This is a genomic window from Microtetraspora sp. NBRC 13810 (genome assembly GCF_030268685.1).
GTDB lineage: Bacteria > Actinomycetota > Actinomycetes > Streptosporangiales > Streptosporangiaceae > BSRQ01.
In genome coordinates this window covers 124,006-138,614 of sequence record NZ_BSRQ01000020.1, presented here as the reverse complement: position 1 = coordinate 138,614, position 14,609 = coordinate 124,006, and the positions used below count along the sequence as shown (strand labels likewise).

Annotated in this window: 11 protein-coding genes; 6 read left to right on the top strand and 5 right to left on the bottom strand. The window is 71.0% G+C overall.

All coding sequences use genetic code 11. The features are described 5' to 3' along the window. Positions 1–127 precede the first annotated feature (127 nt). Positions 128–769: a histidine phosphatase family protein gene (locus QSK26_RS32035; protein ID WP_285779039.1), complete on the bottom strand. Its 642-nt coding sequence runs from the start codon at positions 767–769 to the stop codon at positions 128–130. Between the two features lie 139 nt (positions 770–908). Continuing rightward, positions 909–2,201 (bottom strand): PEP/pyruvate-binding domain-containing protein, encoded by a 1,293-nt coding sequence (locus tag QSK26_RS32030; protein ID WP_285779038.1) that lies wholly within the window; start codon positions 2,199–2,201, stop codon positions 909–911. Positions 2,202–2,260: 59 nt separating this feature from the next. Here QSK26_RS32030 and QSK26_RS32025 point away from each other — a divergent pair, with 59 nt between their 5' ends. From QSK26_RS32025 to QSK26_RS32015, 3 genes are all read left to right on the top strand, one after another. After that, positions 2,261–2,656 carry a DNA-binding protein gene (locus QSK26_RS32025; RefSeq protein WP_285779037.1) on the top strand — a complete coding sequence of 132 codons (396 nt, stop codon included), beginning with the start codon at positions 2,261–2,263 and terminating at the stop codon, positions 2,654–2,656. Continuing rightward, the gene (locus tag QSK26_RS32020) at positions 2,653–3,288 is read left to right on the top strand and encodes a transcriptional regulator (protein WP_285779036.1); all 636 of its coding nucleotides are present in this window, start codon (positions 2,653–2,655) and stop codon (positions 3,286–3,288) included. The genes QSK26_RS32025 and QSK26_RS32020 overlap by 4 nt, the downstream gene beginning before the upstream one ends. 248 nt (positions 3,289–3,536) lie before the next feature. Beyond that, entirely contained in the window at positions 3,537–4,109 is a 573-nt protein-coding gene (locus QSK26_RS32015; RefSeq protein ID WP_285779035.1) for a restriction endonuclease, read from the top strand. A gap of 363 nt (positions 4,110–4,472) precedes the next feature. Here QSK26_RS32015 and QSK26_RS32010 read toward each other — a convergent pair whose 3' ends face one another. Genes QSK26_RS32010 through QSK26_RS32000 form a run of 3 tightly spaced genes read right to left on the bottom strand, consistent with a single transcriptional unit; the run spans position 4,473 to position 7,009 of the window. After that, positions 4,473–5,315 (bottom strand): MetQ/NlpA family ABC transporter substrate-binding protein, encoded by an 843-nt coding sequence (locus QSK26_RS32010; protein ID WP_502888767.1) that lies wholly within the window; start codon positions 5,313–5,315, stop codon positions 4,473–4,475. Between the two features lie 3 nt (positions 5,316–5,318). Next, positions 5,319–5,975: a methionine ABC transporter permease gene (locus tag QSK26_RS32005; protein WP_285779033.1), complete on the bottom strand. Its 657-nt coding sequence runs from the start codon at positions 5,973–5,975 to the stop codon at positions 5,319–5,321. Further along, the gene (locus QSK26_RS32000) at positions 5,972–7,009 is read right to left on the bottom strand and encodes a methionine ABC transporter ATP-binding protein (protein WP_285779032.1); all 1,038 of its coding nucleotides are present in this window, start codon (positions 7,007–7,009) and stop codon (positions 5,972–5,974) included. The genes QSK26_RS32005 and QSK26_RS32000 overlap by 4 nt, the downstream gene beginning before the upstream one ends. A gap of 439 nt (positions 7,010–7,448) precedes the next feature. Here QSK26_RS32000 and QSK26_RS31995 point away from each other — a divergent pair, with 439 nt between their 5' ends. The 3 genes from QSK26_RS31995 to QSK26_RS31985 are packed head-to-tail and all read left to right on the top strand — an operon-like array spanning position 7,449 to position 14,607. Further along, on the top strand, positions 7,449–8,249 hold the full coding sequence (locus QSK26_RS31995; protein WP_285779031.1) for a ribosome-inactivating family protein: 801 nt from the start codon (positions 7,449–7,451) through the stop codon (positions 8,247–8,249). Then, on the top strand, positions 8,246–12,268 hold the full coding sequence (locus tag QSK26_RS31990; RefSeq protein ID WP_285779030.1) for a DUF6603 domain-containing protein: 4,023 nt from the start codon (positions 8,246–8,248) through the stop codon (positions 12,266–12,268). The genes QSK26_RS31995 and QSK26_RS31990 overlap by 4 nt, the downstream gene beginning before the upstream one ends. After that, positions 12,265–14,607 carry a hypothetical protein gene (locus QSK26_RS31985; protein ID WP_285779029.1) on the top strand — a complete coding sequence of 781 codons (2,343 nt, stop codon included), beginning with the start codon at positions 12,265–12,267 and terminating at the stop codon, positions 14,605–14,607. Before QSK26_RS31990 ends, QSK26_RS31985 begins: the two co-directional genes overlap by 4 nt. Positions 14,608–14,609 lie beyond the last annotated feature (2 nt).

Genomic DNA, 14,609 nt, shown 5'->3' with positions numbered 1-14,609 from the left:
GCACAAAGCCATGGGCGACCAGATCCGCCTCGACCTCCTGCCACTCACGAAAACGCAACGTCAAACCCCCTGTTTGCCCCGGGCGACCTCGATGGACCCCAGAGAGTACGGGCCTTGAGAAGCCGTCTCATGGCCTCATGGCGTCCGGGAATCCGGTCCAGCGCAGGTCGGCCGGGAGGTGGCTCAGGTCGTTGAACACCACGAGGGTCGGCGGCAGGCCGGGGCGGTAGTCGATGACCGTCAGTGCGGCGTTGGCGCTGTTCAGGCCGAGCCAGCGGGAAGGCGGCGCGTCCAGGGCGTGCCGCACCAGCCATGCGATCTGGTAGGCGTGCGTCACCAGGACCTCGTGCGTCTCGGGCCGGGTTCCTGTCGCGGTTGGGTCGGGGGAATTCGCGAACCGGGTGACCAGGGCCTCGGCGAGCTTCTGGCCCGCGGCCGCCTCGGCGAGCTTCTGGCCCGCGGCCGCCTCGGCGTCGTCGTAGCCGTCGAAGAAGCCGGCCCAGGATGGGGGTGTTTCGGCCGCCTGGGGAACGTAGGGCACATGGTCGATGAGTTCGGCGGCCTCGGCGACGGGCGCGTTCGGCAGGTGCCGGGCTAGTTCGTGCGCGCTGGCCGCGGCGCGCGGCAGCGGAGAGTGCCACACGGTGTCGACCGGTAGGCCCGCGAGCCGTTCGCCCAGCAGGCCCGCCTGCCGGCGACCGATGTCGGTGAGGTTCCCGAATGCGTCGGCCGCGCCGTGGCGTGCCAGGTAGAGGTGTCGCGTGGTCATGAGCAGTTCGGGGCGGTGCCCGTCTCCTGTTCGATCCGTGGGTGACGTGGGTGACGTGGCTGACGGGTGACGTGGGTGACGTGGGTGTGGGTGCGGCTCTCGGGTGATGGCTCCCCGGCCGGAGAGGCAGCGGAGTCGGTCACGCATAGGCCGCCGTGACGGTGCCGGTGGTGCCGTCGAGGGTGACGATGCTGTCGTCGTGGAGTCTGCTCGTCGCGTTCGGGATGCCGAGGACCGCGGGGATGCCGTGCTCGCGAGCGACGATCGCGGCGTGGGAGAGCACGCCTCCGGTTTCGGTGATGACGCCGGCCGCGATGCGCAGCAGCGGCGTCCAGGCGGGGTCGGTGAAGGGGCAGACGATGATGTCGCCGGGGTGCGCGCGCGTGAAGTCGCGGGGACCGCGGATGATCCTCGCGGTGCCGGTCACGACCCCGTGGCTGCCGGGTGTACCGGTCAGCGTGGGCGCGGCGGCCGGGGTGTGGCCGGCAGGCGAAGGCCATGCCGGGGGTGCGGCGGCCGGGGTGTGGTCGGCAGGCGAAGGCCATGCCGGGGGTGCGGCGGTGACCGGCCGTGCCTGCAGGATCCAGGTACGGCCGTCGGCGATCGCCCACTCGACGTCCTGTGGTCCACCGCGTGCGGCGGCGATCTCCCTGCCCAGCTCGGCGAGCAGTTCTGCGGTCGCGTCGTCGATCGTCGGCCGGTTGCGGGCACTGGTGGGCACGTCGGACCTGACGAGCTGCCCGCCGCGCCGGTCGAGGCGGGTCCGTTTGCGCGCGACCGTGCGGGTGACCGACCCGTCCTCGGCGATGCGGTAGGCGTCAGGGGTGACCGTGCCGCCGACGACGCTGGGGCCGAGCCCCCAGGACGCCTCGATGCGGATCGCGTCGCGCGGGTCCGCGGGGGTGAACATGACCCCGGACACCTCGGCGTCCAGATGGCGTTGCACGAGGACGGCCATGACGAGATCGTCGAAGGGCCTGCCGCCACGGCCGGAGTCACCCCGATAGTCGACGGCGCGTGAAGTGAACAGCGACGCCCAGCAGGCGCGGACGGCGTCGGTGACCGCGCCGGCTCCGCGTACGGCGAGAAAGCTGTCGTGCTGACCGGCCGCCGACGCCTGGCCGGTGTCCTCATGCGCGGCGGATGATCTCACCGCGACGGGCGGATCGCCGAGCTCGCCGAGCGCGCGTCCGAGCGCGGCGATCAGGGTGGCGTGGACCGGGCGGGCCTCGATCGCCCGCCGCAAGTCGTCGAGACGGTCCGGCTCGCCGGCGAACCGCTCGAAGTCCAGGTCGCGGACGGCGGTGCGGTAGGCGGCGAACGACACGACGAAGCCGTCGGGAACCGGCAGTCCCGCGCGAAGCAGCGCGCCGAGCGCACCGGCCTTGCCGCCGCACGTATCGGCGGCAGCCGACATGAGGGGTACGATCACCCACCCCGCCTTTCAACGAAAGATTGACAACAATTTCTTGATTGTGGATCATAAACGTCATGTCACGCAAGCAGGACATCACTCACACCGGGCGCGCAGACCACGCCCAGGCCGACCGCGAGCGCGACGCGAGCGAACGCCTTCTGCGCCTGGGCGCGGACGCGCTCGAAGCCCGTCCGTGGCGCCCCCCGCCGGCCCCGCCGTCGGCGGTCGACCTCGTCCAGTTCGCCGTCTGGCGCAACGCCGACCTGGACCCGGAGCACGTCCTGAGCGCGCTGGCCCTCCTGCCCGCCGCACGCGCCGAAGTCGAAGGACTCGAATCCGCCCTGCTGTTCATCGCCCGCAGCGCCGGACTGACCTGGGCGCAGATGGCGAACGCGATGGGATTCAACTCCCCCCAGGCGTGCCAGCAGCACTACAACCGCCTGACTGCGCGACAGGACGCCGGCTCGTGACCCGCGACTCTCCGCCCGGCCTGCTGTCCCTGCACGCGGTGCGCATGCTCGGGTTCGCGGACACCCCGGTGATCGCGCGGCGGTTCGGGCTCGACGCGGCCCAGACCGAAGAGCTGCTGCTCGACGCCGAGGCGCGCGGCTGGGCCGGGTACGCCGCCTTCGCCGGCACCGCGGGCTGGTCGCTGACCGAAACGGGCCGGGCCGAGAACGAGCGCCAGCTCGCGGCCGAGCTCGCACGCGTCGGCGGCGCCGACGAGGTCCGGGACGTCTACCGCGAGTTCCTCCCGCTGAACGCCCTCCTGCTACGAGCCTGCACCGACTGGCAACTCCGGCCCACCGCCGGCGACCGGCTCGCCGCCAACGACCACCGCGATCCCGCCTGGGACGCCAGGGTCCTCGACGAACTCGCCGGCATCTCCCGCGCACTCACGCCACTGGCCGATCGGCTCGGCGGCGTCCTGACCCGGTTTCGTGGATACGACACCCGATTCACCGCGGCCCTGGCGCGCGCCCAAGCCGGGGAAGGCGCCTGGGTGGACCGCACCGACGCCGACTCCTGCCACAGCGTCTGGTTCCAGCTCCACGAAGACCTCATCGCCACGCTCGGCCTCGACCGGCACACGCATCCTTGACCTGGTCGCCGCGAGGTCGGCCCCCTCTGGAACGCCATCGAGATTCCATGGCATTCCTATCAGCATTACAGCTATTCGGAGGAGGTTTTGTCACCGGCGTCGTTCACACTTGGCGGCGGCTCCTTCTTCCCCCGTTGGAGGTTGCGATGGTGAGGCGCCGATCACCGGCACCGAGACGGAACACGCGGCGGCGCCGTGCCGGCACAGGCGTTGTGTTATGGCCGTTCGCGCTGCTCGCGGTGGTGTTCATGATCCCGCTTGCGGTCGACTTCCTGGCCTCGGCATGGCCGGCCGTGGTCGTGGCCGCCGTGCTGGTGCTCGGCGTCGGGGCGGCCGTCGTGGTGGGGGTGCGCCGGGTCGGGGCGCGGTATCGCGTGGAGGCGTTGCGGCGGGCCGGGGTGGACGCCCTCGACCCGGCGCTGTTCGAGGAACTCGCCGCCGAGTTGCTGCGCCGGGACGGGTTCCGTCAGGTTCGTGTCGTCGGTGGCGCCGGAGACGGCGGAGTGGACGTGCTGGGCGTCGCGCCGGACGGCCGGCCGTACGCGATCCAGTGCAAGTACTACAGCAGGCCGCTCGGGCCGGGCGGCGTCCGTGACTTCGTCGGGGCGTTGCAGGCCAGGAGGTACCGCGAGCACCAAGGGGTGCTGGTGATCTCCAACCGGCTCACCGCGGCGGCCATGCGGGCGGCGCGTGAGCACGACCTGGTCGTCATCGACCGGGACCGGCTGGCCGACTGGCTGCTGGACGCCTACCGGCTCGGGTCCGCCGGCCGGGCGCCGGTGTGGGCGGCCCGCCTGCGGCCTCCGTCGCCATGGGGGTGAGGCGACCGGAAGCCGCCCGGGGAGGCGCCGTACGGGCGAGGCCGGCGTGGCAGGCGATGCCCGTCCAGTGCCGTGCGACCGGACGCCCGAAGTCCCGGATGATGTTCTGGCCGCCTGCGGATGATCCGCATGTCGTAGTCGGCGGGCAGTACATACCAGTCGGTACAGAACATGTCTGGAGGGGGTGCGCGGACTCCTGTGACGCGGACGGTGAAGGGATCGCGTTCGCCGGCGGGCCACACCGTCCGCGTCGCCGGATGTCTCCCGGTGGGCGTCCGGGTCAACGGGGACGAACTCCGAGCGGAGCGCCCGCGGGCACGCGGGTCCGGCGGGGGGACGCCGAACCCGGTGGCTCGCGGCCGGTCACGACGTCGAAGGAATCACCGAACCCTTGTACTTGTCCTCGATGAACTTCTTGACCTCCGGACCGGCCAGCAACTCGGCCAGCTTCTTGACCCGGGGGTCGTTCTCCTGGCCCTTCCGCACCACCAGGCCGTTGGCGTACGGGTTGCCCTCGGCCTTCTCCAGCACCAGCGCGTCGGTGGCCGGCGTGAGATCGGCCTCCAGGGCGTAGTTGCCGTTGATGACGGCGGCGTCCACGTCGTCGAGGGACCGCGGGAGCTGCGCCGCCTCCAGCGGCTTGAACTGGAGGTTCTTCGGGTTGTCCGCCACGTCGCGCTCGGTGGCGGCGGTGCCGACGCCCGGCTTCAGCGTGATCACGCCGTTGTCCTCCAGCAGCTTGAGCGCCCGGCCGAGGTTGGTGGCGTCGTTCGGCAGCGCGACCGTGCCGCCGCTGGGCAGTTCGGCCGCGCTCTTCACCTTCTTGGAGTAGAGGCCGAGCGGCTCCAGGTGCACGGCCTGCACGAACGTGAGCTCCTGCCCGCCCTTGGACTTCAGGAAGTCGGCGAGGTAGGGCCGGTGCTGGAAGTAGTTGGCGTCGAGCCGGCTCTCCTGGAGCTGGACGTTCGGCTGCACGTAGTCGGTGAACTCCACGATGTCCAGCTTGAGCCCCGCCTTGGCGGCCAGGTTGTCGCTGACGTACTTGAGGATCTCCGCGTGCGGCACCGGGCTCACCCCGACCTTCAGCGGGGCGTCCGGCGCGGCGGTCGCCGGGCTCGCCGTGGAATCCGATCCGCCACACGCCGTCAGTGTCAACGCCAGCGCGGCGGCGGCCACCGCCGCGAATATTCTGCGCACTCCGAACATCTCCTATCTATGGGACAGCCTGCGCGCGACGACGTCGCCGAGGCTCTGGACAAGCTGGACGATCACGATGAGCAGCACGACCGTGACGATCATCACGGCCGTCTCGAACCGCTGGTAGCCGTACCGGATGGCGAGGTCGCCGAGGCCGCCGCCGCCGATCGCCCCGGCCATCGCCGAGTAGCCGATCAGCGCCACGACGCTGACGGTGAGCCCGGCGACCAGCCCGGGCAGCGCTTCGGGCAACAGCACCTTCACCACGACGGTGGTCCGCCGCGCCCCCATGGCCTGCGCGGCCTCCACCAGCTCGCGGCCCACGCCGCGCAGCGCCGTCTCCACCAGGCGGGCGTAGAACGGCACCGCCCCGAGGGTCAGCGGGACGATGGCCGCCACGGTGCCGATCGTCGTACCGGTCACCAGCCGGGTGAACGGCAGGATCGCCACCAGCAGCACGATGAACGGCAGCGACCGGCCGACGTTGACGACCGCGCCGAGCACGGCCTTGACGGCGGGCAGCGGGGTCAGTCCGCCCCGGTCGGTGGTGACCAGCAGCACCCCGAGGGGCAGGCCGAGCAGCGCCGTCAGCAGCGTGGACCAGAAGACCATCTGTGCGGTCTCCGCCGTGGCCTGCCACAGCGCGGGAAGCAGTTCGTCGAAGGTCATCGGCTCTCCTGGCGCTGGTGGTCTGCGGCAGCGGGCTGTTCGGACGCCGGCCCGGCCTCCCCCGAAGCGGTCTCCCCGGACGCGGGCTCGACGAGCAGGCCGCGTTCGCGCAGGTGGGCGAGGGAGGCTTCGGCCTCCGAGCCGGTGACGCGCAGCCGCAGGCGGCCCACGGTGATCCCGCGCAGCTCCTCCAGCGAGCCGCCGAGGATGTCGACGTCCACGTCGAACCGGCGCACCAGGCCGGACAGCACCGCCTCGCCGGCCTGCCCGGCGGCGAAGGTCACCGTGACGCTGCCCGGCGGAGCCGGCTCGGGGAGCGGGAAGAGCTCGGGGGTGAGCAGCGAGCCGGGGCGGGCGATGAGATCGTGCACCCGTCCGGACTCCAGCACCCTGCCGGCGCCCATGACGGCGGCCGAGTCGCACACGCTCTTGATGACCTGCATCTCGTGCGTGATGAGCAGGATCGTCAGGCCCAGGTCGGCGTTCAACCGGCGGAGCAGGGCGAGGATCGACTGCGTGGTGCCGGGGTCGAGGGCGCTGGTGGCCTCGTCGGACAGCAGCACCTTGGGCCGGCCGGCGAGTGCCCGGGCGATGCCGACGCGCTGCTTCTGCCCGCCGGACAACTGCGCGGGGTACGCGTCGGCCTTGTCGGCCAGCCCGACCAGCTCCAGCAACTCCGCGACCCGTGCCCGGCGGTCCGCCCTGGGCACCTTGGCCACTTCCAGGGGGAAGGCGACGTTCGCGGCGACCGTACGGGACGACAACAGCGCGAAGTGCTGGTGGATCATCCCGATCCGTTGCCTGGCCCGGCGCAGCTCGGCGCCGCCGAGGCCGGTGAGGTCCTGGCCGTCCACGGTCACGACGCCGCTGGTGGGCCGCTCCAGCAGGTTGACGCAGCGGAGGAGCGTGCTCTTACCGGCGCCGCTCTGCCCGAGCACGCCGAAGATCTCGCCCTCGCGCACGTCGAGGTCGACACCGTCGAGCGCCACCACGCCGGTGCTGTACACCTTGCGAAGGGCAGATACATGTATCACAGGTAGATTATAGAGGAATCGGACCTGTTGGACAAATCGAACTCCTCTCCCCCAGCACGCCGCCGCCTCCGGCGCAGGGCACAGGCGGCTCCTCGCGTACCAGATCTCCGCGCGCGGTCAAGGGTCAAGGCGTGACCGTACGGACTTCGTCTGGGTTCCCGTGACCCCGCGGACCCGGCCGCACCCGCGTCCTCGCATACGCCCAGCTCGGCCCGCGCACGGCGGCTGCCCTGCCGGAGAGTGTCGGCTTACCTGATCGACGATCTTTCCTCCGAGGCGTTGTGCTGTTGCACGAAGAATGGCAAAGTCGTTCATGGATGGGGCGCAGGATGGATTTCGCCCGAGGTATCCCGGCGATATGGACGGGGAGGCCCGCACTGCGGGAGAAATTTGTTTTCGAGTCGTGTCACAATGCTGCCCACATTAGAAGAGGCCGGGCATGGTGCTGAGGAGAGAAGACATCCTCAAGCTCTACGAAATGGCCGCCGGCACCATTGCGTATCAGCATACGATCGACTTCCTGCGGGAACGCTACAAAAGCTCCCCCCAGGACGGGGCGGACGGCCGGTTCTTCCGGGTGGATCTGGTCCTGAAGAATCGACAGGGCGGGAAACACACCGAGACCGTCCGGCTGTACTTCGAGAAGCAGAACCTCTACCTGCGCGGCTGGGCGATCGACGCGGGGCGGCCGTTCGTGGCCGCGTGGGGCAGCGACGAGGCCCACGACCCGGGCGCACTGCCCACCGAGGTGACCTGGCGGGAGGAATACAAATTCGTCCGCTCGGATTACGGCCAGGGGCAGGACGTCGACGGATCCACGTTCTCCAGGAAGACCCTCTTCGAGCAAGTGAGAATACTCCACGACTATCTGCGCGCCGTCACCGACGGCAAAGAAGGCAAGCTCCCGAACGCGCAGCTCGCCTTCCGCCTGATCGCCAGAATGCTGGCCGAGATGGCCCGCTTCGACGCCTACTGCCAGGAGTTCCGGAAAAACTGGACCCAGGGGATAAGACAGGACGTGCGCCCCGCCTCACAGTACGAATGGAGCGACGGCAAGAAAATCCCCCCGTTCAAAGAGGCGATCAAGGACTGGAGCAAGTACAGCAGGAGAGCCGGCGACAAATCCACCGGCAAACCACCCGACGAATCCTTCGTGTTCACATATGACGGGCTGAACATCACCGCGGATCAGGCGGCCGAAGTCCTGGGGGACGAGGGGGCCAGGTGGAGAGAGTCGTGAGAGAGTCACAGGACGAGCCACGAACCGGTACCCGGGCCCGCACGCAGGCCGAGGGGAACGATCCAGTGGATCTGGACGCGCTCAGGACGCACCTGGACGGCCTCGGAGACCCACCGGTCCTCGACGCGGCGGACACCGTACTGCCCGCCCGGTTGAGGGACATGCTCGCCACCTTCACCGGCCGGAGGATCACGGGCGGGGCCGGCTCCGGACGGCCGGAGATCGACGGGCACCACACCACGCTGACGCTGACCCTCACCTGCGCCGCGCAGGCGTGGCCCGCCGACGCGACCGCGGCCACCACGGTGAGCGGCGTCACGGTGACCGTGACCGCGGACGGCGTCGTCACCTGCACGCTCAGCGGTGCGTTCGACGGGATCACGGTGGTGGTCACGCTGACCGCCGACGAGGACGACGAACTGACCGCGGCGGTACGGTCGCCCGACTCCGGCGCGTTCTCGCTGGACGCGCTCGTCGGACGACTGGGCGGCGACGACCTGCGCGGACCGGTGCGGAGCGGACTGAGTGACCTGGGGCTCACCTTCGGACAGGTCGCCGGCTTCGACTACCGCCTGGAGCGGAACCCGGAGGCCGAACCGGTCACCTACCCGGTGACATCCGTCGCGGTCGCCGCCGTGCTCACGGTCGGCGACCTCACCATGGACATCCGGCTGTGGCTGCCGGACCTGTACGTCACCGGCGGCCTGCACGAGCACACGCCGATCGGCATCCCGGCACTGCTGGGCTCCTTCGGGCTCCCGGCCGTCGACGTGCCGGCCGGCCTCGACGTCAGCGAACTGGACTTCACCGCCGGCCTGGGCGACATCTACCAGGTCGGCATGACGCTCACGGGCGACTGGCAGGTCGGCCCCTTCACGCTCACGAGCCTGTCCCTGGAGATCTCCTACGACACCGTCGAGAAGTTCGTGGCCCGGTTCGCGGGCACGGTGACGATCGGGCCGTCGATCACCATCGGCGTCAGCGCGGCCATGCCCACCGGCAAGGGCGGCGGCTGGGCCTTCGAAGGCGGCATACTGGCCGACGACGCCGTCACGGTGCGGGCGCTGACCGACGCGCTCCACCTGACCGGCGTACCCAAGCCCGTGGAAAGCCTGGAACTCACCAGCCTCTGGCTCTCCCACACCACCGGCACCGACCGGTTCGATTTCACCTGCCGCGGCGACCTCGCGCTCACGGACGACGTCACGCTGTCGATCGGCGCGACCGTCACCCAGGACGACACCGGCACCCGGTACGGCGGCACACTGTCGATCGACGGCTTCGAGCTGGACCTCGTCTTCGACACCCACAGCGGCCTGGACGCCTTCGCCGCCACCTACAGCGGCGGCAGCAAGGGCGCCACGGTGGTCCCGCACGACTGGGTGGCCGCCTTCTCCGCCGAACTCGCCTCGATGATCCCCGACAGTCTGCGCATCGATCTGACCGACGCCAAGTTCGTCCGGGTGAAACGCCCCGACGGGCCAGCGTGCTTCTGCGTCGGCTTCGATCTCTCCGCCGACATCGACCTCTCCCAGCTTCCGCTGGTCGGCGGGTTCCTGTCCTCCGCGGGGACGCTCGGCGTCGACAACCTCCAGGTCCTCTACAGCTCCGACGCCCTCGACGCCACGACCGCCGCCGCGGTCAACACCCTGCTCGGCGGCAACGGCGTACTGCCCCTGCCGGGCGCGGGCCTGCAGAAGGGACTGGCCGCCGTCGCCGAACTGCGGATCGGCACGGGCACCACACCGGTGGCGCTCGGCCTGCCCGCCCCCGCCGGCCCCCCGTCCACCCCGCAGTCCTGGGCGGCCCCGGCCGTCCTTGCGGACCGCCCGGCGTCGCCGGGCTCCACCAGTGTCTGGGTGCAGGTGCAGAAACAGCTCGGTGTGCTCCAGGTCAACCGGGTCGGCTTGCTCTACCAGGAACACGCGCTGTTGTTCGCGCTCGACGCCGCGATAACGCTCGGCCCGCTGAAGCTCTCCCTCGACGGCCTGGCGGTCGGCTCTCCGCTGGAGAAGTTCGCCCCGACGTTCAGCCTCTCCGGGCTCGGCCTGGACTACAGCGCCCCGTCGGTGAAGATCTCCGGAGCCCTGCTGCGCATCGTGCCCCCACCGGCCAGGGTGGCCTTCGAGTACGACGGCGCCGCGGTCGTCTCCGCCGAGAAGTTCTCCCTCGCCGCCGTCGGCTCGTACGCGCAACTGGCCACGGGTGAGCCGTCGCTGTTCGTCTTCGCGCAACTGGAAGTCCCGATGGGCGGCCCGCCGCCGGTGGAGATCACCGGCCTGATGGCGGGGTTCGGGTTCAACCGCGAGCTGACCCTGCCCACCGTGCGGGAGGTGCCGGGCTTCCCCTTCCTCGTGCTCAACGACCAGGGCGGACAGGACGCCACGCAGGTCCTCGACGTGCTGGAAGGCCGCCGGCCGGCCGTGACCGGAGACCAGCCGCGGACGTGGGTCAGCCCCAGACAGGGCAGCTACTGGCTGGCCGCCGGGATCGAGCTCACCCTCTTCGAGGTCGCGACGTCCAAGGTGGTCCTGGCCGCGGAGTTCGGCCAGGACCTGATCTTCGCCCTCCTGGGCACGGCCACGCTGCGACTGCCGCTGAAGGACGAGTCGTCGGCCACCTACGTCTACGCCGAACTCGGCCTGGAGGCGGCACTACGCCCCACCGAGGGCACCTTCGAGGTGCAGGCCCAGTTGTCGCCCGCGTCCTACGTGCTGACCCCCGACTGTCACCTGACCGGTGGATTCGCCGCCTCGGTCTGGTTCGGCGACAACCCCAACGCCGGGCAGTTCGTCATCACCCTCGGCGGCTACCACCCTGCGTTCGACCGCCCCTCCTACTACCCCGACGTACCCCGGCTGGGTATCAACTGGGCCGTCAGCAGCTCCGTGTCCATCACCGCCGGCGCCTACCTGGCCGTGACACCGTCATGCGGCATGGCAGGGGCCGCGCTCAGCGTCGTGTACCACTCCGGGAGTTTCAAGGCGTGGTTCACGGCCCAGGCCGACCTCCTGATCTCCTGGCGGCCGTTCTTCTTCACCGCCCGCATCGCGGTCAGCATCGGCGCCTCCTACCGCGTCGACTTCCTGTTCATCCACAAGACGGTCAGCGTCTCCGTCGGCGCCGAGCTCGAACTGTGGGGACCGCCGACCGGCGGATCGGTCACCGCGCACTTCCTGTGCTTCTCCAAGACCATCAGTTTCGGAGCCGGTCGCGGCGGCGCGCAGGCCACACCGCTGGAGTGGTCCGCGTTCAGCAGCATGCTGCCCGACCGCGACCACATGGTCACCGTCTCGCCGGTGAGCGGACTGGACAGGACCATCCCGGACACCGGCGACGGCACCGGCGGCAGCGGGAAGCGGTGGCTGGTACGAGCCCGCGACCTGTGCTTCGTCACCCAGTCCGCCGCCCCCGCCAGCCACCTCAGGATCGGCGACACTCCACTGGAGCCCGCCCAACCAGGCGACGGGCCGAGCATCGACATCCGCCCCATGAACCGGACCGGCCTCGCCGGAGTGCACCGCGTGACCGTGTCGCACGACGGCCACCCCGTCGAGGACTGGACTCTCACCGTCCGCACCCACAACCTGCCCGCGTCCCTGTGGGGAGCCCCACCGGCCCCGTTCAGCCACACACCCGGCGCACCCAGCGCCGACGTCGTCCCCGGCCAACCGGTCGGATACACGGTGCAGGCGCCCCGGCCCGTCCTCGCCGGCTCCCGCGGGGTCTTCCCCCTCAGCAAGTACGACGCCGAGGAGATCCCGCCCGGCCTCTCACCACTCCCCCAGCACCCCGGCCTCAACGACGACTACCTCTGCGCGCCCGACCCCTCCGCCCTCCAGCTCCTCGGCGAGGCCGCGACGGACCCGCCGAGAACCCACCGGGATCAGGTGTACGCGGCCCTGGCCGACGCCCGGCTCTACACCGGTGACAACGACAGCCTCACCGGGCTGGCGGCCGGCGCGGGCCACCTCTACAGCCGGCCACCGATGATCCAGGAAACGGGGAGCCCCAGATGAGCCCAGGCCGGATCCACTCCGCGCGCGACACCATCCCGCTGGGGGACATCGAGCTCCACGACGACTACCTGCCCGGTCTCCAGGCCGGCGACTATTCCGTCAAGGTCACCCACGACCTGCGGACCGGAACCGGCTCCGGCGCGTCGTCGATCATCGACGGCGGGCAGTTCCAGGCCGTGCAGCAGTTCACCGTCCGCGGCCCCCAGGTGTCGATCGACACCGGCGCCGTCGTCGCCACCCAGCCTCCTGACGGCGCCGTCGGCCGGTTCGCCGAGGTGCTCCCGCACGTGGTGCTCGGCGACCCCATGCTGCCGTGGGAACGCGCGATGGACGGCGCCCCGGCCGGCACCCCCTGGCTGGCGCTGCTGGTCCTCACCGACGACCAGCTCACCGGGGCCGCCACCGACCCGACCCGGACGATCTCCGCCACCGTACGGGACTTCCTCACCCCGGACCCAGCCGTCCTCAAACCCGGCATGACCCTGGAAGCCGACATCGACCAGGACACGCCCTGCCGCTACATCCAGGTCACCGCCGAGGACTTCCAGGCGGTGGCGCCCCGGCTGGAGGAGCTGAGGTTCCTGGCGCACTGCCGCGGCGCCAACACCGGCGACCGGCCCATCCTCGGCATCGACGAGGACGGACTGTTCTCCGTGATCGTCGCGGGCCGCTTCCCGGCCGCCGCCCCACCCGACTCCGCGACCGGCGCCAAGAACATCGTGCACCTCGTCTCCCTCGAAGGCCACCAGAAGATCCTGGTGGACAACCCCGACTTCACCGGCCACACCTCGGTCGCGCTGCTCTCCCTGTACAGCTGGTCCCTGTGGTGTCACGCCGACCCCCAGGCCGACTTCCGCGAACTCGCCGAAGGTCTGACCCGCCGCCCGCACTCCACCGAGACGGCGCCGCGCGAGGAGATGTGGCTCAGACTGACCTCCCCCTACCCGGACACGGACGACACCGCCGACCCCCGGCGGCAGGTCGCCCGGCGGCTCGACGACGGCTACGTCCCCCTGCCCTACGTGACCCGCTCCGGCGAGACCACCTACGGCTGGTACCGCGGACCGCTCACCCCGGTCGTGCCCGCCACCACCCCCCAGGCGGCCGGCGCCACGTCGGCGGACGAACTCATCGGCTACGACCCGGCATGGGGAACCTTCGACCTGTCGCTGGCAGCCGCCTTCGAGACCGGCCGGGCACTCGCCCTGGCGGACTCCGCCTTCGCCCAGCACCTCACGGCCCTGAAACGCGGGGGCCGGACCCTGGTCGACGCCCTCTACCATCAGGCGACCAGCACACACCTCCCGGCGGGCGGCGGGCCGGCGGCGGCAACCGCCCGCGCGGCGTTCGGCGCCATGCTCGACGGCCACCTGCTGACCGTCCTCGGCGCACCACCACCCGACGCCACCGGGACCTGGTCACCACCCGCCCCCGCCGCGCCACCCGGCGACCAGGCGAAAGCCCTCGCGGACTTCCTCGACTCCGCGCAGACCCGGTCCGCCATCACCGACGCGCTCGGCGAGGCCCCCCTCAAGGACGACCTGGCCCCGGTCGCGAACTGGCTGGGGCAGCGGCTGCTGCTCAACGGCGTACCGTTCACCCAACTGGTCGCCGACGAGCGGATGCTGCCACCGGAGTCGCTGCGCTTCTTCCACCTCGACCCGAACTGGCTGGACGCGCTGGTCTCCGGCGCCCTCAGCATCGGCGCGCAGTCCAGCCGCGACACCCTCCAGGACCAGATCATGGGCGACGCCGTCCGCGCCGCCGCCGCCCAGGAGGCCGCCGCCCACCGCGACACCCAACGCGGCATCACCCGCCCCCGCCCCACCCGCGGCGGGTCCCGCGCGACGGCGGCACCAGGGCGGATCTCGGGTTTCCTGCTCCGCTCCGCGATCGTCTCCGGCTGGCCGAACCTGGTCGTCCGAGGCTACGACCCCACCGGCCAACTGCTGCCGGTGCTGCGGATGGACCACCTCTCCCCGACGGTGCTGCTGTGCCTGTTCGACGGGATCCCCGACACGGTCGAGCTACGGGAACCGCACGAAGGCTTCCGGTTCGGCGTCGACGACGACGGCCTCATCCCGCTGCGCCACCTGCTGCCGCCCACGCTGGGAGACCCGTTCCCCTACGTGACGTTCCGCGTCCTGGACCACCTGCGGACCGGCACCGGCCTCGTCCTCGACCTCGGTTCGCTCGTCCCCGCACTCGGCCAGGCCCTCGACACCGCGCACGGCACCCCTGTCGGCCCCCTGGGACCCGCCGACCTGGCCTTGCAGATGGTCAGGGTGCCCGAGGCGATCTGCTTCAACGGCCCCGCGGACCAGACGGAAGAGAAGTGAGC

Excerpts from the sequence above, each read along its gene's own strand:
- QSK26_RS32025 (WP_285779037.1), top strand. The coding sequence starts at position 2,261 with ATGTCACGCAAGCAGGACATCACTCACACCGGGCGCGCAGACCACGCC.
- QSK26_RS31985 (WP_285779029.1), top strand. The coding sequence starts at position 12,265 with ATGAGCCCAGGCCGGATCCACTCCGCGCGCGACACCATCCCGCTGGGG.
- QSK26_RS32010 (WP_502888767.1), bottom strand. The coding sequence starts at position 5,315 with ATGTTCGGAGTGCGCAGAATATTCGCGGCGGTGGCCGCCGCCGCGCTG.
- QSK26_RS31995 (WP_285779031.1), top strand. The coding sequence starts at position 7,449 with ATGGTGCTGAGGAGAGAAGACATCCTCAAGCTCTACGAAATGGCCGCC.
- QSK26_RS32015 (WP_285779035.1), top strand. The coding sequence starts at position 3,537 with ATGATCCCGCTTGCGGTCGACTTCCTGGCCTCGGCATGGCCGGCCGTG.
- QSK26_RS32035 (WP_285779039.1), bottom strand. The coding sequence starts at position 769 with ATGACCACGCGACACCTCTACCTGGCACGCCACGGCGCGGCCGACGCA.
- QSK26_RS32005 (WP_285779033.1), bottom strand. The coding sequence starts at position 5,975 with ATGACCTTCGACGAACTGCTTCCCGCGCTGTGGCAGGCCACGGCGGAG.